Consider the following 17596-nt stretch of genomic DNA (forward strand, 5'->3'; position numbering starts at 1 on the left):
GTTGGGATGCCCGAACCGGGGCGTCCGCCGCGATGATCCGCCCCGAACCGGGCTCAGATGACCGAAACCAACCTCACCGTCGCCGTGATCGATCCGAGCCGCGCCCGCGCGGCGATTCTGGAGGAGGGCCTGCGCGCGGCCGGCGTCGGCCGCGTCGTGGTCCTGCCGGACACCGCCGACCTGACGGAACGCGTGACCGCCCTGAAGCCCGACGTGGTCGTCATCCACCTGGAGAGCCCGAGCCGGGACATCCTCGAGCAGATGTCGGGCGTCTCGCGTCAGGTCGAGCGGCCGGTGGCGATGTTCGTCGACCGCTCGGACACGACCATGATGCAGGCCGCCGTCGATGCCGGGATCTCGGCCTACGTGGTCGACGGGCTGCGGGCGGAGCGGATCAAGTCGATCCTCGACATCGCGATCCTGCGCTTCAACGCCTTCGCGCGCCTCCAGCGCGAGCTCTCGGAGGCGCGTGGCGAACTCGCCGACCGCAAGCTGATCGAGCGGGCCAAGGGCATCCTGATGAGCCTGAAGGGCCTCTCCGAGGACGAGGCGTACAAGCAGCTGCGCCGGAAGGCCATGAACGAGAAGCGCAAGATCGCCGACATCGCCCGCGCCATCGTGACGACCGCGGATCTGCTCGGATGAGGCTCCAGCTCGGCTACGTCCCGCTCTGCGACGCCGCGCCCCTGATCGTCGCGCACGAATTCGGCTTCGCCCGCGCCGAAGGGCTGGATCTCGATCTGAGCGCTGAGCCGTCCTGGGCGACCCTGCGCGACCGTCTGGCACTCGGGCATCTCGACGGCGCCCACATGCTGGCGCCGCTGGCGCTCGCCAGCCGGTTCGCTCTGTCGGGGCCGCCCTCCGACCTGATCGTGCCGCTGCAGCTGAGCCGCGACGGCAACGCGATCACCCTGTCGCACGGCCTCTGGGCGGAGATGGAGCCCGCCGGCACGACGCTCGACGCGATCGCCCGCGCCTTCGCACGGGTGGCCCAGGTCCGGCGCGAGGCCGGTCGACCCCTGACGCTCGGCACCGTCCATCCCTTCTCGTGCCACACCTACCAGTTGAGGCTCTTCGCCGAGGCCGGCGGACTGGACCCGTCGGCGTTCCGCACCGTGGTGGTCCCGCCCCAGCACAGCGTCGAGGCCCTCGCGCGGAATCTCGTGGACGGCTTCTGCGCCGGCGCCCCGTGGAACGCGGTCGCGGCCGCGGCGGGCCATGGGCACGTCGCGGTGCTCGGGAGCCTGCTGGCTCCGGACGCACCCGAGAAGGTTCTGGCGGTGTCCGAGCGGCTCGACGGGGCCCTGCCGCCGCTGATCCGGGCGGTGGCCCGCGCCGGACGCTGGTGCGCCGATCCGGACAACCGGACGGAGCTGGTCCACCGCCTCATCCGGCGGAACTACCTCGACCTCGACGCGACGCTGGTCGGCGCGGCGTTCGCCCAGGACGCATCCGCGGAGACGACGGCCGGCGTGCACCTGAGGTTCGGCGCCGCCATCCAGGAGCCCGACCTGCGCTGCGGACGCTGGATCCTGCGGCAGATGCGGCTCTCCCAGCAGATCGCCGCGCCGGACGTTCAGGACGCGGGGGTCGCGACCGTCTTCCGGCCCGACCTGTATCGCCACGCGACGACGGATCTCTGAGGCCGAAAACAGCTCAAAACTTTCGTCATCGTCTCGCTGCGGCGGCCGGGAGAAGGCCGGAACGACGACCGGCCTCGCTCGTTATGATTCCGCCATGCCCGGATGCCGTAGACTCGATACTGGATCGTTGACGTCGCATCCGCGCACGCGGATCGAACTTCGACGCTATGTCTGTCGCGGAGGGCGGGTTCCCCGCGCCTGCAACGACAATCGCCGACCCGGCGCCAGGCATGCCTGGTACTGGGTCCTCGCGGTCGGCGCGGTACCGACGCTGGGTCTTCTGGCGGCTCTGTCCTCCCTGATCTGAGCGCTCACCCCTCCGAGTGCTCACCCCGCGCGGGGCAGGCGTTGCGGCGTGCGGTCTGCCCGCGCGGCCGCCAAGGCCTGCACCGGCCCGTGCCGCATGCCTGCGTGAACCTTCCGCAGCCTCCTCGCTCCCGAAACGCCTGCCCATAAAGCCAGTCTGACGCCCCTGGACTGATGTTTTGTCAGTCTGAAGCCTCATTTTTGTGCAGCGCACTTGTCGTCCCCAGCCGCCGCGCGGCCACGCGGCGACCGTCATTTTCCCGAACAACAGCAACGACTTCATCCTGACATGCCGGCGTGGCACAGAACCTGCTCGGGTCTTGAAGTCCGTCAACGGCGACGGGCAGCGCCGTCAGCGAGGCCGCTGATCCGGTTCTCCTGAGGCTGAAGCCCGCCGGGAGACGACCGGCAGCGGCTTTTTCGTGGGCGGTCCGCCGACGATCCTGCACTCGAGGTTCCAGACGCGATCGAGCGATGGCGACATCTTCTATCGACCTCCGCGTGCACGATGCACGCGCCGAGACCAGCCTCCCGCGCGAGAGGCTCGTCGTCATCGGCAACGGCATGGCCTCGCTGCGCTTCCTGGAGCGGCTGACCGAAGGCTGCCCCGATCGCTACGACGTCACCTGTGTGGGCGCCGAACCCCGGGCTGCCTACAACCGGGTCCTTCTCTCGTCGCTGCTCGGTGGCGAGGTCGACGAGGCGGCCTGCGAGTTCCGCGACCTGGACTGGTACGCCGCCCACGGCATCCGCCTGATCACCGGCGCACCGGTCACGGAGATCGACCGGGCGAACGCTCTGGTCGGAGTCGGTGAGACCCACGTCCTGCCCTACGACAAGCTGGTCCTGGCGGTGGGATCCGTACCGATCCGCCTGTCGAAGCCCGGCATAGACCTCCCGGGCGTCATCACGTTCCGCGACCTCGCCGACGTGGCGGCGATCCGGAGGGCTGCCGTCCAGCACGCCCGGGCGATCGTCATCGGCGGCGGTCTGCTCGGGCTTGAGGCCGCAGTCGGCCTCGCGCGCCTCGGCGTCGACACGACGCTGCTCCACGTCATGGACCGGCTCATGGAGCGCCAGCTCGACCACCACGCCGCCGGGCTGGTGAAGCGCGCCATGGAAGCCCGCGGCGTGAAGGTGATCCTTCAGGCCGACACCGCTCGGGTCGAGGGCGACGGCCGGGTCGAACGCCTCGTCCTGGCGGACGGAACCGTGCTCGCCGCCGACCTCGTCGTGATGTCGGTGGGCGTGCGTCCGTCGGTGGCGCTGGCCCAGGCGGCGGGCCTGTCGATCGGACGGGGCATCACGGTCGACGACCGGATGACCACCTCGGACCCGGGCATCTTCGCGCTCGGGGAATGCGCCGAGCATCGCGGCATGATCTACGGCTTGGTCGAGCCCGCCTACGAGCACGCCGACACGCTGGCGCGTCATCTCGCCGGACAGCCGGCCGAGTACCGGGGCACGGCCTTGTCCACCAGCCTCAAGGTGTCCGGCCTGCCCGTGTTCTCGGCGGGCATCGTCGACACGCCGGACGACGCCGAGGCGATCGTGCTCTCCGACCCCGGCGCCGGCCTCTACCGCAAGCTGCTGGTGCGGGAGGATCGGCTGATCGGCGCGGTGTTCGTCGGCGACATCGCCGAGCAGGGCGCCTGCAAGGGCCTGATCCGCTCCGGCGACCCCATCGAGAACGTGGACGACCTCATGTTCGGGCGCACCGCGCCCCAACCGCTGGCGGCTTAAGGAGGCACGGATGTCCGAGACCCTCACCCAGACCGGCGCGGGCGCCTTCGACGCCGAGCAGACGCGCTACCTCGAAGGCTTCGCCTCCGGCATCGCCGCCGTCCGCCTGACCGGCGGCCTCTCGACCGGCGGGGCCGGTGCGGCCGGGCCGCCCGCCGAGCCTACCGGGCCGGAGGCGTCCCACATCAAGGCGCAGGACCGGACCGTCAAGGACGGCGGCAAGCTCTGCGAGCAGGAGAAGTGGAAGCGGGCCGAAAATCCGTTCGACGGTCACAACCGGCTGATCCAGGAGGCGGCCGCCGGCAAGCAACCGAAGCCCGAGGACAATTTCCGCTGGCGCTACCATGGCCTGTTCTGGGTCGCGCCGAACCAGATGTCGTACATGTGCCGGATGCGCATCCCGAACGGGATCCTGCACCACTGGCAGTTCGCGGGCGTCGCCGACCTCGCCGATGAACACGGCGGCGGCTACGTCCACGTGACCACCCGGGCGAACCTGCAGGTCCGGGAGATCAGCCCCGAGCACGCCCAGCCCTTCCTCGACGGGCTCACCGATATCGGCCTCACGGCCCGGGGGGCGGGCGCCGACAATATCCGCAACGTCACCGGCTCCTCCACCGCCGGCATCGACGCGCAGGAGCTGCTGGACACGCGCCCGCTCGCCAAATCCTGGCACAACTGGATCCTCAACGACCGGTCGCTCTACGGCCTCCCGCGCAAGTTCAACGTCGCCTTCGACGGCAGCGGCGTGATGCCGACCCTGGAGGAGACCAACGACATCGGCTTCCAGGCCGTGGAGGTGCTGGACGGCGCATCCGTGCCACCGGGCATCTACATGCGCCTCGTGCTCGGCGGCATCTCGGGCCACCGCGATCTCGCCCGCGACACCGGCATCGTCCTGAAGCCGGAGGATTGCAACGCAGTCGCCGACGCGATCATCCGCGTGTTCATCGAGAACGGCGACCGGACCAACCGCAACAAGAGCCGGATGAAATACGTCCTCGACGCCTGGGGCTTCGACAAGTACCTCGCCGCCGTCGAGGCGAAGCTCGGCCGCACGCTCGACCGCGTCGCGCCGGAGCACGTGGCGCCGCGCAAGCCCACCGACCGCTTCGCCCATGTCGGCGTGCACGCCCAGAAGCAGCCGGGCCTCAACTGGATCGGCGTCGTCCTGCCGGTCGGCAAGATGACGAGCGATCAGGTCCGGGCGCTGGCCACGATCGCGGCCGAGTGCGGCGACGGCCAGATCCGCCTCACCGTCTGGCAGAACTTCATCTTCTCGGGCGTGCCGGACGCCAAGGTGGCGGAGGTCGAGTCGCGGGTCGAGGCGCTGGGCCTGACCACCAAGGCCGCCGGCATCCGCTCCGGCCTCGTGGCCTGCACGGGCGCGAGGGGCTGCAAGTTCGCCGCCTCCGACACCAAGGGCCACGCCCTGATCATCGCCGACCACATCGAGACGGCCCTGCCGAACCTCGACGTGCCGGTGAACGTCCACCTCACCGGCTGCCACCACAGCTGCGCCCAGCACTACATCGGCGACATCGGGCTGATCGGCGCCAAGGTGATCGTCTCGGAAGAGGGCGACACCGTCGAGGGCTACGACATCGTGGTCGGCGGCGGCTTCGCCGAGAACCCGAAGATCGGGACGGAGATCTGGAAGGCCGTCAAGGCCGAGGACGCCCCCTCCCGCGTCGAGGCGCTGCTGCGCGCCTACCTCGCCCGCCGCCAGGGGCCCGAGGAGAGCTTCCAGGCCTTCACCAGCCGCACCGGCGCGGAGGCGCTCCGCGACGCCGCCGAGGAACAGCCCGCCCTGAAGGCCGCCGCATGACCCAGCACGTCCCGCCGCCCCTCGTCCTGATCCCCGAGACCGCGCCCTTCGACGCCGACCAGCGGGCCTGGCTCTCGGGCTACTTCGCGGCTTTGCTGGGCCCCGCCGTCGGGGGCGCCACGGCACTCGCGCCCGGCGAGGCGCCGGCGACCGGCCCGAAGCTCGCCGACAACGACGACGCCCCCTGGCACGATCCCTCCGTTCCGATCGGCGAACGGATGGCGATGGCCAAGGACCGGCCCGAACCGCAGAAGCTGATGGCCGCCATGGCCCAGCAGGATTGCGGCCAATGCGGCTACAACTGCGCCGATTACGCCAACGCGATCTTCCTGAAGAGCGAAGCGCGCCTGAATCTTTGCCAGCCCGGTGGCAAGGAGACCCTGCGCATGCTCAAGAAGCTGGACGAGGAGTTCGGTGCCGCCGGCGGCACGCCCGCCTCCCCGAAGGCGGACGACGAAGCCCCGAGGGCGGCGGCCGATCTCGGTCCGCTCGGCTATTGCCGCGAGAACCCGGTGGAGGCGCTGTTCCTGTCCCGTCGCCGCCTCAACGATCCGGGCGGCGAGAAGGAGACGTGGCACGTCGAGATCGGGCTGGACGGCACGCCCATCCAGTACGACGTCGGAGACTCGCTCGGCCTGTTCCCCGCCAACGCCCCGGCGCTGGTGGACGCGGTGATCGCCGAGCTGGGAGCCCGTCCGGAGCGGGTGATCGGCGACAAGACCCTGCGCGAACACCTGTTGATCAACTACGCGTTGGGCGCGGCGCCCGACAATCTCTACCAGCTCCTGTCGCTGCTCACCTCGGGCGCGGCCCGCAAGAAGGCGCAGGCCCTGGCCTCCGGCGAGGATCCGGACGGCGACGCCGCCTATCTCGACGTGCTGGGCGCGCTCCACAAGTTCCCGGGGGCGCGGCCCGACGCCGAGGTCTTCCTCGAAGCCCTCGACGAGCTGCAGCCGCGCCTCTACTCGATCTCCTCCTCGCCCAAGATGGATGTCGGCCGCGTGGCGCTGACCGTGGACGCGGTGCGCTACAACCACCGCTCGCGACTGCGGCTCGGCGTCGCCTCGACCCATCTCGGCGAGCGCCTGCCCGAGCAGACCAAGGTGAAGGTCTACCTCCAGAAGGCGCACGGCTTCGGCCTGCCGGCCGACCTGTCGAAGGACGTGATCATGTGCGGCCCCGGCACCGGGATCGCGCCGTTCCGGGCCTTCCTGCGCGAGCGCGCCGCCACGCAGGCGAAGGGCCGCAACTGGCTGTTCTACGGCCACCAGCGGCAGGCCTCGGACTTCTTCTACAAGGACGAGCTGAACAGCCTGAAGGACGACAAGGTGCTCACCCGCCTGTCGCTGGCCTGGTCCCGGGACGGCAAGGAGAAGACCTACGTCCAGGACCGGATGCGCGAGAACGGCGCCGAGCTCTGGAAGTGGCTCGAGGGCGGCGCGCATTTCTATGTCTGCGGCGACGCCAAGCGCATGGCGAAGGATGTCGAGCGGGCGATCATCGACGTGGCCGCGCAGTTCGGCGGCAAGAGCCCCGAGGACGCGGTGGCCTACCTCGCCGCGCTCAGGAAGGCCGGGCGGTATCAGGCCGACGTGTACTGAACCGCAACGTGCTCTCCTCCCCTTTGTGGGGAGGAGCCGGAGGTGGGGTGGCGCTGGATGGGGCTCGGGCGGTGCCTTCTGCACCACCCCCACCCCGAACCCCTCCCCACAGGGGGGGGAAGCGGCGGCGCGAAGCTTGCTCCTGCCCGGGACGACCCTTCGAGGATTCGAGCCATGACCCAGCCAGTGGCGGCGCCGACGGTGCGGACCACCTGCCCCTATTGCGGGGTCGGATGCGGCGTGCTCGCGACGCCGGACGGGCAGGGCGGCGCCGCGATCGCGGGCGACACCGAGCACCCGGCGAATTTCGGCCGCCTGTGCTCGAAGGGCTCGGCGCTGGGCGAGACCCTGTCGCTGGAGAACCGCCTGCTGCACCCGCAGGTCGACGGCGCACAGGTTTCGTGGGACGCGGCGCTCGAGACGGTGGCCGAGAAGCTGCGTGCGGTCGCCGCGGAGCACGGGCCGGACGCCATCGCCTTCTACCTCTCGGGCCAGCTCCTCACCGAGGATTACTACGTCGCCAACAAGCTCGCGAAGGGCTTCATCGGCACGCCGCACGTGGACACCAACTCCCGGCTGTGCATGTCAAGCGCGGTTGCGGCTCATCGCCGGGCCTTCGGCTCCGACACGGTCCCGGGCTGCTACGAGGATCTCGATGAGGCCGACCTGATCGTGCTGGTCGGCTCGAACACGGCGTGGTGCCACCCGATCCTGTTCCGCCGCATGGCCGACGCGAAGGAGCGCCGCGGCACCAAGTTCGTGGTCATCGACCCCCGCCGGACCCAGACTGCGCAGGAATCCGACCTGTTCCTCGGGATCCGGCCGGGCACCGACACCGCCCTGTTCTCGGGCCTGCTGGTCTACCTGTCCGACACCGGTTTTCGCGATCGCGCTTTCATCGATTCGCACACGGCCGGCCTCGACACCGCCCTCGACCGCGCCCGCCAGATCGCCCCGGACGTGACCGCGGTCGCCGCCGCGACGGGCGTGCCGGAGGCCGACATCGCGGCCTTCTACGCCCTGTTCGCCAGCACCCGCCGGGTGGTCACGGCCTTCTCGCAGGGGGTGAACCAGTCGGCTCAAGGGACCGACAAGGGCAACAGCATCATCAACTGCCACCTCATCACCGGCCGCATCGGCGAGACCGGGATGGGGCCGTTCTCCCTCACCGGACAGCCCAACGCCATGGGCGGGCGCGAGGTCGGGGGCTTGGCCAACATGCTGGCTGCCCACATGCACTTCAGCCCCGAGGAGGTGGACCGGGTGCGCCGCTACTGGGGCGCCCCGCGGATCGTCACCGGCGAGGGCATGAAGGCGGTGGCCCTGTTCGAGGCGGTCAGCCGGGGCAAGATCAGGGCCCTCTGGGTGATGGGCACGAACCCCCTGGTCTCGATGCCGCGGGCCGACGCGATCCGCGAGTCCCTCGCCGGCCTCGACCTCTACGTGGTGTCCGAGGCGGTTGCGGATTCCGACACGGCCCAGGGCCGGGCCAGGACCACCGTGCTGCTGCCCGCCCAGGCCTGGGGCGAGAAGGACGGCACGGTCACCAATTCCGAGCGGCGGATCACGCGCCAGCGCCGCTTCCTCGCGAGCCCCGGGGAGGCCCGGCCGGACTGGGCGGCGCTGGCGGAGGTCGGCCGCCGCCTCGGGCACGGCCGGGCCTTCGCGTTCGACTCCGCCGCGGCGATCTTCCGCGAGCATGCCGGGCTCTCGGCCTACGAGAACAACGGCACGCGCGACTTCGACCTCGGGGCCCTGACCGATCTCAGCGATGCCGCCTACGACGCCGCCCCGCCGGTGCAGTGGCCTCTGCCGAAGCGCTCCGGCTTCCGAGGGGGGCAACAGGGCAGGGCGCGCCTGTTCGGGGACGGCCGGTTCTACACCTTCGACCGGCGCGCCCGCTTCGTGGCGGTGCAGCCGCCGGGCCTCGCCCAGGCGGTCTCGGAGGCATTCCCCTTCGTGCTGAACACCGGCCGGGTCCGCGACCACTGGCACACGATGACCCGCACCGGGAAGAGCCAGCGCCTGTCGGCGCACCGGGCCGTTCCGTTCGTGGAGGTTCACCCGGAGGACGCCGCCGCCCAGGGCCTCACCGACGGCGGCCTCGCCCGGGTGACGACCGCGCACGGCGAGGCCGAACTGGAGGTGACGGTCACCGACGCGGTGGTGCCGGGCAGCCTGTTCATGCCGATGCACTGGGGCGGCGCCTTCGCGTCGAAGGCCCGGGTCGGCGCCCTGGTGCGGGGCATGCCGGACCCGGTATCCGGCCAGCCCGAGCTGAAGGCGACGCCGGCTTCCATCGCGTCGGTCGCCTACCGGGCCCGGGGCTTCCTGCTGTCGCGGCGGCAGGTGGCGCTGCCGGACGGCTGGTGGTGGGCGCGGGCGGCGGTCACGGGGGGCTGGGGCCTGCAATTCGCCACGGATGCGAGTTCCCGCGGCGTCGCGCTGATGGTCCGTGGCCTGATCCAGAGCGCGGCGCTGCCGGGCTGCGACTTGGCCGAGTACGCCGACCATGCCCGGGACCGCTACCGCTGCGCCGTGTACGACGGCACACGGCTGGTCGCCTGCCTCGCCTACGCACCCGCGGAGGCGAGGCCCGACTGGGAGGCCGCCAAAATCCTGTTCGCCACCGAGGCGCCGGAGGCCGCCGAGCGCCGGGCGCTGCTCTCGGGTCGCGCCGCCACGGCCTCGGCCGGTCCAGTGGTCTGCGCCTGCCACGGCGTCGGCGCCGACGTGATCGCTTCGACCATCGCCGGGGGGGCAGGCTCCGTGGAGGCCGTGGGCGCCGGTTGCAAGGCCGGCACGAATTGCGGTTCGTGCATCCCAGAGATCCGCAAGATGCTGGCCGGTCAGACAGCCTGCGCCGCCTGATTTCTGATACACTCCCGGCAGAAGACAGACCGGCGTCGCCATCCAGATCCCTTCCGGATGAGGGGGTTCGGGGGAACGAGCCGGAGCAGGACGATTCAGGACGCACCCGTGACCGATACACCCCTGCGCGCCGCCCGCGCGCCCCGCGAGACCAAGGCCGCTGGCCTGGAGCCGCTGGCGGTGCTGCCCGTCTTCGTGCCCCTGCGCGGCAAGCGGGTGGTGCTCGCCGGCTCGTCCGGCGGTGCCCCCTGGAAGGTGAAGGTCCTCGCCGCGGCCGGCGCCCATGTCGACGTCTACGCCCCCGAGCCCGGCGAGGAGCTGCGCGGGGTGCCGGGCGAGATCGTCGACGGGCAGGTGATCCTGCACGAACGCTCCTGGACCCCCGACGACCTCTGGGGCGCGGCCTTCTGCATCGGCGCCTTGGAGGACGAGGCGGAGTGCGTCGCCTTCGTGGCCGCCGCCCGCGGGGCCGGCGCCATCGTCAACGCGGTGGACCGGCCGCACCTGTGCGACGTGAAGTTCGGTGCCATCGTCAACCGCTCGCCGCTCGTGGTCGGCATCTCCACGGAGGGCGCCGCCCCGGTCTTCGGACAGACCGTGCGCGCCCGGATCGAGGCGATGCTGCCGCGGGGGTTCAGTCGCTGGGTCGCGGCGGCCCGCGACTGGCGCGACGGCGTCACGGCCCGCTTCCATGGATTTTCCGAACGGCGCATCTTCTGGGAACGCTTCACAGACCGCGCCTTCGCGGAGCCCGACCGGGCGCCGTCCGAATCGGATCTCGCGGAGCTGCTCGGCGAGACGGAAGCCGCGCCCAGGGGCGGCGCGGTCACCCTGGTCGGGGCCGGTCCCGGCGACGCCGAGCTTCTGACCCTGAAGGCGCTGCGGGCGCTGCGCAGCGCCGACGTGATCCTGTACGACGACCTCGTCGCCCCCGAGATCCTGGATTACGCCCGCCGCGAGGCCCGCACCATGCTGGTGGGCAAGACCGGACACGGCCCGTCCTGCCGCCAGGACGACATCAACGCGCTGATGGTTCAGCTCGCGCGCTCGGGCAAGCAGGTGGTGCGGCTGAAATCCGGCGATCCGCTGGTCTTCGGCCGGGCCGGCGAAGAGATCGAGGCCTGCCGGACCGCCGGCATCCCGGTCACCGTGGTGCCGGGGATCTCGGCCGCGCAGGGAGCGGCGGCGGCCCTCGGCGTGTCGCTGACGCACCGCGACGCGGCGCGGCGCCTCCAGTTCGTCACCGGGCACGACCGCAGGGGGGCGCTGCCGGACGACCTGAACTGGGGGGCGCTCGCCGATCCGAGCGTGACGACCGTCGTCTACATGCCCAAGCGGACCCTGCGCGCGCTCCTCGCCCGCGCGGTCGAGGAGGGGCTGGCACCCCAGACCCCGGCGCTGCTGGTGTTCAACGCCACCCGCCCGAACCAGCAGGCCCTGCGCGGTACGGCCGCCGACCTCGCCGACCGCGTCGAGGCGGCGGGCCTCGACGGCCCGGCGCTCCTGATGGTGGGTGAGGCGTTTTCCGAGACGCGGCGGGCCGTCCAGGCCGAGGTCGAGCGAAGCCGCGTGGCGGTCTGACCGGGGGTCCGGAAGCACCTGCTCCGCCCTCACGCACGATCCGAAGCGGTCCAGGGCGGCGCGATGCCCGGGAGCGCGGTCGCGCGGCGGTTGAAGGGCCCGGCCAACACGGTGACCGCGCCGCACACGCACCCCAAGCCCCTGACGGTCCTCGCAGGGTCCGTCCACCACGCGCATGGGCGCAACCGGACAAGGCTGAGGGTTCGGCGCTGAGGGCGGGGGCTTCGTCGACCGCCCCGAGGACATATGCCGCACTCGCTCCGGACGACCGACGCGCCGGCGGCGCGTCCGGTCGACGGCTCCGGCCCGTTCGGGCGCGGGCTAGCCCGGCTCGCCGCTCAGGATCAAGTTTCCCCGGCCACGAACGCCCGCATCAGGTAATTGGCGATCGCCATGGGCGGCGGTGCCTGGATACCTTCGGGATGCGTGCCCTCCAGCATGGCGGCGACCTCGGTCCGGGTGAACCAGCGGGCATCCTCCAGCTCGCTCGGATCGGTGACGATGGCGTCGTCGAGACCCTCGGCGGCGCAGCCGAGCATCAGCGAGGACGGGAAGGGCCAGGGCTGCGACGTCCGGTAGGTGACCGCGCCGACGCGGATCCGCGTCTCCTCGAACACCTCCCGGCGCACCGCGTCCTCGATCGTCTCGCCGGGCTCGAGGAAGCCCGCGAGGCAGGAGTACATGTGCGGCCGGAAGTGCGGGCCGCGGCCGAGCAGGCAGGAATCGGCCCGGCGCACCAGCATGATGACCACCGGATCCACGCGGGGGAAATGGTGGGCCGAGCAGCTGGGGCACTCGCGCCGGAAGCCGCCGGCCTTCGCCACGGTGGCCGTGCCGCAGGCGGCGCAGAAGCCGTGGCGGGCGTGCCAGTCGAGCATCGACTTGGCAACCGCCAGCAGGCCGAGTTCCTCGGGCTCCACGGCGGATTCGGTCGCGATCGACCGCAGGTCGAGGGTGCGGGACCGGTCGTCGGAGAACCGCTCGGCGGTCTCGGCGGGCGCGGCGGCGGCGAAGACCGGGCATCCGTCCCGGCGGCCGAGGAAGATGCGGGTCCCGTCCGTGGCGCCGGCAGCGTCCGCGGGGGCGATCAGCGCGGTCGGTCCGCGCAGCACGATCCGGTCGCCGCAGATCAGGACGAGGCGGGTGTCCGGCGCATCGAAGGGGGGCACAGCCTCCTCGGGCTGCTCGGCCGAGTGCCGGTCGAGGCGGTTCCTGACGAAGCCGAGGGTGTCGCGGGGATCGGTCATGCGAGGGTCAGGCCGCGGTGAAGAGGGCACCGGCGCGCTCCAGGAGCTGGGCGCGGGCGTGGGGCGGGTAGGGCTTGCGCGTCTCGAAGCCCCAGACCGGGCCGGGCCAAGCGGGGTCCGAGCGGAAGCGGCCGACCACGTGGACGTGGAGCTGCGCCACCACGTTGCCGAGGGCGGCGACGTTCACCTTGTCGGGCTTTGCCAGAGCCTGCATCACGCGCGTCGCGAGCTGCATCTCCTGCCACAGGGCCGCGGCATCGGCCTCGGACAGGTCGGTGATCTCGCTGACTTCGGGGCGGCGCGGCACCAGGATCAGCCAGGGGAACCGGGCATCGTCCATCAGCAGCACGCGGCACAGGGCGAGGTCGCCGACCTCGACGGTGTCGGCGGCCAGGCGCGGGTCGAGGGTGAAATCCGAGTCGCTCATCGCGCACCGGTTTAGCGCAGCTCGCGCGCCGGCGCGCGGTCCGGCGTCGGGAACGGTGACGCAGCCCGAGCCGCCGGGATCAGAGGCCCGGGACGACCCCCCGGCGGCCCACCGCGACCGTTCCGGCGTCGAGGGCGCCGTCCCCGTCCGAGCGCGCGAACACCGTCACGGCGGCGCCGGGTTCGAGCAGCGCCTTCTCGCCGGGCGAGAGCTGGGTCACCGGGGTGCCGGCGGGGATCTCGAAGGCCGACTGACCGTCGCGATAGGCGAGCGCCAGCCGCAGCGGGGTGCCGGCCCGCAGATCGGAGACCCAGCCGGCCGTCAGCGTCGCGCCGGGCTCGCTGTCCCAGGGCTGGCTGCCCGCCTCGAAGCCCCGTTCGGAGGGGGAGTACAGCGTCACCGCCCGGGCACGCCGCGGCTCCGAGCCGGGCATGCCGACCACGCTGACGTAGCTCTCCGGCTTGATGGCCCGCACGGTCGCCTCGTTGACGGCATAGACGCGGGTCTTCGGCGTCATCCGCATCGCGAGGGTGCTGCCGCTGGGCCGCCGGATCTCGAGGCGGTCGGCTTCGGCGCGCACGACGGTTCCCCGGAAACGCACCTGCACCGGCTCCGCCTGGACGGCGCAGGTGGCAGACATCGACAGCAGGGCGGCCAGAAGTAGACGTTTCACGGGGCTCGTCACGGGGCTCCTCGTCGCTCGGGTCCGGGTGCCGAACGCCAAGCTGGCGCCGCGGTTCCCGCGCCCCCGAGGCCGGCAGGCCGGCCATCGCGGGTGCGCCCCCGTCAATGCGCCATGAGCACCGGCATGTCGGCCTGGGCGAGCACGTGGCTGGTGACGCCGCCGAAGATCATCTGCCGCAGGCGGCTCTGGGTGTAGGCGCCCTTGATCAGCAGGTCGCAGCCGAAGGCCTTGGCCTCGGCCAGGAACGTCTCGCCGGGGACGCGCCGGCCCGACGGCAGGGCCCGGTACGTCGCGTCCACGCCCTCGCAGGCGAGCGCCTGGGCGAGATCCTGTGCGGTCGGGCCCGGCACCATGCCGCCCTCCACGCTCAGCACCAGCACCCGCTCGGCCCGGCGCAGGAACGGCATGGCGAAGGCCACGGCCCGGGCGGTCTCGGTGGATCCGTTCCAGGCGATCAGCACCGCCGTGCCGAGGCTCGCGGGCGGCTCCGGCGGCGCGAGCAGGATCGGCCGGCCGCTCTCGAACAGGGCGGTCTCGAAGGTGGTCATGCGCGGCGCGTTGTCGGTGGTGCCCGGGCGTCCCACCACGGTGGCCGAGAACAGCCGGGCGTACTGGCCCAGGAACGCGTCGCCCGTGGGCACGTCCTGGCGCCAGCGGTAGCGTGGGCCCGCATCGGCCACCCGGTCCGGTATGCACAGGCCGTCGCGGGCGTGGCGTGGGATGCCGGCCGCGTCCATGAACGCGACGAAGCGGCCGCCCGCTTCCTCGGCCTCGGCCCGGTCGGCCTCCTCGTCCCGCAGCCACGTCATGCCGCCGACCATGTCGACGGGGACGTATTCAGCCAGCGCCGGGCGCAGGGAGACGCCCTCGATCAGGCTGCCGAAGCGCGCCGCCGCCAGCCGCGTCGTCTCGAAGACGGAGGGCAGGGCATCGTGCATCGCGACGGGTACGAGCAGGGTCTTCATGGCGGCGTCCTCCTCGCCCGCAGGCTAATCCGGGCGGCGCCCCTGGGGAACCGGGGAAGCGGCCGCGCCCACACGGTTTTGCCCGCCGCCCGGAGCGAGCAGGGCCCGGGCCCGACGGGTCAGGGGCCGCTCCACCCAGCGGTGGACCAAGAGGGCGGCCGCGACGCTCGCCAGCAGCATCAGCACCATGCCGGTCCAGGGGTGCGCGGCCGGAGCGAGGCCGAACCGGAGCAGGGCCTCCCGCACGAGGCGCAGGGCGAAGGGATGCACGAGGTAGAGGGCGTAGGACGCGTCCCCGAGGACCACGAGGCCGCGCACCGGGGCGGGCAGCCGCGCGACCTGCCCCGCGGCGCGCTCCGGCCCGAGGGCGGCGGCCACCAGCAGGGCCGCCGGCACGCCGACGAGGAGCGGGCGCAGGAACCCGTCGGCGCCGTCGAGGCCCGCCAGGGTGCGGGCCGAGAGCAGCAGGCCGAGGGCGCCGAGGATCGCCGACGCGATCCGGATTGCCGCCGACGGCCGGAAGCCCTCCCGGTAGGCGAGGGCGAGCCCGGCGCCGGCGGCGAACTCGAGGACGATCGGATCCGCCCAGAAGCGGAGCGGCACGGGCAGGTCCGCCGCGACGGCCCCGGCGGCCACGAGGAGCGTCAGGACCGCGACCAGCCACGCGACGGCCCCGCGCCGGCCGAAGCCCAGGCCGAGGGCGAAGAGGACGTAGAAGAACGCCTCGTAGTTCAGGGTCCAGCCCAGGCCGTAGAGCGGCTGGACGGTGCCGTCCGGCCGGGCCGACGGCCAGAACAGGAACCCGGCCAGCAGCGCACCGGGATCGTGCACGAGGCGCGCGGCGTCCCCGAGGAGTTCGGGGCGCGCCAGCGCGAGGATCAGGAACAGGAGGCTGACCAGCCAGTAGAGTGGCGCGATGCGGGCGATGCGGTGGGCGAGGAACCGCTTTTGGCCGCCCGGGATCCCGGACAGGCGGCCGCTCGCGTGGACGATGACGAGGCCGGAGATCACGAAGAACAGGTCGACGCCGCCCCACCAGGGCAGGAGCGCGTGGGGATCGAGGGCCGCCCCGGCCCCGCGGCTCGCCAGCAGCTCCGCCTCGTGCCGCGCGTGGTGCCACGCCACCATCAGGGCGGCGACGGCACGCAGGATCTGGATTCCGACGAGGATCATGGGGCGGCCGTGCCGGCCGGCCGGCTTCCCCCGTTCCGGACTTGCTGTCGGACCTCGCGCCGGACTTGGCGCCGGACTCGGCGCCCGCGGGAAGGCCCTTGGCGCGCCGGCCAATCGGGATCCGGGGCTCCCCTGCGTGAGTCCGGGGCGGTGGCGCGGCGGCGTTCGGAACGGCCCGGGGCCGGGCGCCCATCGGCGGGTTTCGGCCGGCGGCACGCGGCCCCGCCGTTCGGTCGAGGACGGGGATCCGCAGGGGGATACAGGCTCACCAAACCCCGCACTCCACGTCGGTCCCGGCCCGGTTCGAAGCGAAAACCGCAGGAACCATAAGCTCATGGCCTCGTTGACGCACCAATTGGCGAACGCGCCGGCGGGACGTCTCGCCGCGCCGCATGGACTGCACCATGCCGGTTCGCGCATCCCTTTCGAACCAGAGGTTCCGATGCTGAAGAATTATGCTGCCGCCTCCGCGCTGGTCCTGGCGCTGTCGAGCCCCGCGCTCGCGCAGGGCGCCAACGACTTCCGCCTCCAGTCGATGCAGGCGAACGCCTTCGAGATCCAGTCCTCGCAGATCGCCCTGTCCAAGTCGCGCAACCCGCGGGTCCGGTCCTACGCCCAGGAGGCGATGCGTGACCACCGCGCCGCCAACGTGGCCCTGGCCGGCGGCCAGCCGGGTGCGATGGCCGGCGGCGACCCGGGCCTCGGCGGCCTGATCACCGCGCCGATCGCAGTGGCGGGCAGCGCCGTGGGTGCCGGTGTCGGCGCGGCGACGGGCGTCGTCGGCGGCACCCTGTCGGGCGGCCCGGTCGGCGGCCTCGAGGGCGCGGGTGCCGGCGCGGCGCGCGGCGCCGCGGCGGGCGGCCAGATCGGTCGCGGCGACGTGGCGGCCACGGGCGGCGCGACCATGGTGCAGCCGAACCCCGAGCAGCAGGCGATGCTGGCCGAGCTGTCGGCGACCCCGGCCGGGCCGCGCTTCGATCGTCTGTACGCGACCCAGCAGCTCCAGGCGCACCAGATGATCATCGCCATGACTCAGGCCTACGCCCAGGGTGGCCCGAACCCGGCGCTGCGCAACTACGCGCAGCAGGCCCTGCCGGCCCTGCAGATGCACTACGACCACGCCCAGCGCCTGCCGGGCGCGATGTAAGCGGAATCCCGACAGCGAACGGCCCGGCCCACGCCGGGCCGGATGACCGGCGGCGGGTGCGAGCCCGCCGCCTTTTTCATGCCCGGTCCGCCCCGGTCAGCTGCAGGCGACCGCCGTGGGGAGGATCCGGCGGCCGGCCGTGTCGATGGCCGGGTGGAAATCGCCGGTTTCCGGCTGGCGCACGAGCAGCACGCCGTTGCCGATGCCGAAATGGGCGCCGTGGATCTGGAGCCGGCCGTCCGCGACCCGCTCGTTCACGAACGGGAAGGTCAGGAGGTTCTCCATGCTCTGGCTGACCATGGCGTGCTCCATCCGGGTCAGGTAGTCGGGCGCGCTGGAATCGCCCGCCTTCGCCTCGGCCGGCGCCACCAGCGACACC

14 protein-coding genes are annotated in these 17596 nt (G+C 72.4%); 8 read left to right on the top strand and 6 right to left on the bottom strand.

The window, feature by feature from the left end; genetic code table 11:
* Positions 1–57 precede the first annotated feature (57 nt).
* The 7 genes from MKK82_RS13960 (at position 58) to cysG (ending at position 11573) form a co-directional block, all read left to right on the top strand.
* Positions 58–645 carry an ANTAR domain-containing response regulator gene (locus tag MKK82_RS13960; RefSeq protein WP_238287555.1) on the top strand — a complete coding sequence of 196 codons (588 nt, stop codon included), beginning with the start codon at positions 58–60 and terminating at the stop codon, positions 643–645.
* Entirely contained in the window at positions 642–1643 is a 1002-nt protein-coding gene (locus MKK82_RS13965; protein ID WP_243986075.1) for a CmpA/NrtA family ABC transporter substrate-binding protein, read from the top strand. Before MKK82_RS13960 ends, MKK82_RS13965 begins: the two co-directional genes overlap by 4 nt.
* A gap of 780 nt (positions 1644–2423) precedes the next feature.
* The gene (locus MKK82_RS13970) at positions 2424–3692 is read left to right on the top strand and encodes an NAD(P)/FAD-dependent oxidoreductase (RefSeq protein ID WP_238287553.1); all 1269 of its coding nucleotides are present in this window, start codon (positions 2424–2426) and stop codon (positions 3690–3692) included.
* 10 nt (positions 3693–3702) lie between these two features.
* On the top strand, positions 3703–5520 hold the full coding sequence (locus MKK82_RS13975) for a NirA family protein (protein WP_238287552.1): 1818 nt from the start codon (positions 3703–3705) through the stop codon (positions 5518–5520).
* A complete protein-coding gene (locus tag MKK82_RS13980) occupies positions 5517–7121 on the top strand; it encodes a sulfite reductase subunit alpha (protein WP_238287551.1) in 1605 nt (534 codons plus the stop codon). The genes MKK82_RS13975 and MKK82_RS13980 overlap by 4 nt, the downstream gene beginning before the upstream one ends.
* A 174-nt stretch (positions 7122–7295) precedes the next feature.
* Positions 7296–9992 (top strand): nitrate reductase, encoded by a 2697-nt coding sequence (locus MKK82_RS13985; RefSeq protein ID WP_238287549.1) that lies wholly within the window; start codon positions 7296–7298, stop codon positions 9990–9992.
* A 108-nt stretch (positions 9993–10100) separates the two neighbouring features.
* Positions 10101–11573 carry a siroheme synthase CysG gene (gene cysG, locus MKK82_RS13990; protein ID WP_238287540.1) on the top strand — a complete coding sequence of 491 codons (1473 nt, stop codon included), beginning with the start codon at positions 10101–10103 and terminating at the stop codon, positions 11571–11573.
* A gap of 344 nt (positions 11574–11917) precedes the next feature.
* Here the strand turns inward: cysG and nudC are convergent, their stop codons facing one another.
* The 5 genes from nudC to MKK82_RS14015 form a co-directional block, all read right to left on the bottom strand.
* Positions 11918–12820, bottom strand: a complete 903-nt coding sequence (nudC, locus tag MKK82_RS13995; RefSeq protein WP_238287538.1) for an NAD(+) diphosphatase — start codon at positions 12818–12820, stop codon at positions 11918–11920.
* A gap of 7 nt (positions 12821–12827) precedes the next feature.
* Positions 12828–13247 (bottom strand): HIT domain-containing protein, encoded by a 420-nt coding sequence (locus MKK82_RS14000; RefSeq protein ID WP_238287529.1) that lies wholly within the window; start codon positions 13245–13247, stop codon positions 12828–12830.
* Between the two features lie 79 nt (positions 13248–13326).
* Complete coding sequence (locus tag MKK82_RS14005) at positions 13327–13932, bottom strand: hypothetical protein (RefSeq protein WP_238287527.1); 606 nt, start codon at positions 13930–13932, stop codon at positions 13327–13329.
* A gap of 101 nt (positions 13933–14033) precedes the next feature.
* Complete coding sequence (locus MKK82_RS14010) at positions 14034–14897, bottom strand: universal stress protein (protein WP_238287525.1); 864 nt, start codon at positions 14895–14897, stop codon at positions 14034–14036.
* Positions 14898–14921: 24 nt separating this feature from the next.
* Positions 14922–16070 carry an acyltransferase family protein gene (locus tag MKK82_RS14015; RefSeq protein WP_238287523.1) on the bottom strand — a complete coding sequence of 383 codons (1149 nt, stop codon included), beginning with the start codon at positions 16068–16070 and terminating at the stop codon, positions 14922–14924.
* Between the two features lie 442 nt (positions 16071–16512).
* Here MKK82_RS14015 and MKK82_RS14020 point away from each other — a divergent pair, with 442 nt between their 5' ends.
* Complete coding sequence (locus MKK82_RS14020) at positions 16513–17217, top strand: DUF4142 domain-containing protein (protein ID WP_243986076.1); 705 nt, start codon at positions 16513–16515, stop codon at positions 17215–17217.
* Positions 17218–17313: 96 nt separating this feature from the next.
* Here the strand turns inward: MKK82_RS14020 and MKK82_RS14025 are convergent.
* The coding region (locus MKK82_RS14025) for a carbonic anhydrase (protein ID WP_279602991.1) at positions 17314–17596 on the bottom strand (283 nt) is incomplete at its 5' end.

Origin of the sequence: Methylobacterium sp. E-046, assembly GCF_022829625.1 — a bacterium.
Taxonomy (GTDB): domain Bacteria; phylum Pseudomonadota; class Alphaproteobacteria; order Rhizobiales; family Beijerinckiaceae; genus Methylobacterium; species Methylobacterium longum.

Excerpts from the sequence above, each read along its gene's own strand:
- MKK82_RS13970 (WP_238287553.1), top strand. The coding sequence starts at position 2,424 with ATGGCGACATCTTCTATCGACCTCCGCGTGCACGATGCACGCGCCGAG.
- MKK82_RS13975 (WP_238287552.1), top strand. The coding sequence starts at position 3,703 with ATGTCCGAGACCCTCACCCAGACCGGCGCGGGCGCCTTCGACGCCGAG.
- MKK82_RS13980 (WP_238287551.1), top strand. The coding sequence starts at position 5,517 with ATGACCCAGCACGTCCCGCCGCCCCTCGTCCTGATCCCCGAGACCGCG.
- MKK82_RS14020 (WP_243986076.1), top strand. The coding sequence starts at position 16,513 with ATGCTGAAGAATTATGCTGCCGCCTCCGCGCTGGTCCTGGCGCTGTCG.
- MKK82_RS14000 (WP_238287529.1), bottom strand. The coding sequence starts at position 13,247 with ATGAGCGACTCGGATTTCACCCTCGACCCGCGCCTGGCCGCCGACACC.
- MKK82_RS14010 (WP_238287525.1), bottom strand. The coding sequence starts at position 14,897 with ATGAAGACCCTGCTCGTACCCGTCGCGATGCACGATGCCCTGCCCTCC.
- MKK82_RS13985 (WP_238287549.1), top strand. The coding sequence starts at position 7,296 with ATGACCCAGCCAGTGGCGGCGCCGACGGTGCGGACCACCTGCCCCTAT.
- MKK82_RS13960 (WP_238287555.1), top strand. The coding sequence starts at position 58 with ATGACCGAAACCAACCTCACCGTCGCCGTGATCGATCCGAGCCGCGCC.
- nudC (WP_238287538.1), bottom strand. The coding sequence starts at position 12,820 with ATGACCGATCCCCGCGACACCCTCGGCTTCGTCAGGAACCGCCTCGAC.
- MKK82_RS13965 (WP_243986075.1), top strand. The coding sequence starts at position 642 with ATGAGGCTCCAGCTCGGCTACGTCCCGCTCTGCGACGCCGCGCCCCTG.
- MKK82_RS14015 (WP_238287523.1), bottom strand. The coding sequence starts at position 16,070 with ATGATCCTCGTCGGAATCCAGATCCTGCGTGCCGTCGCCGCCCTGATG.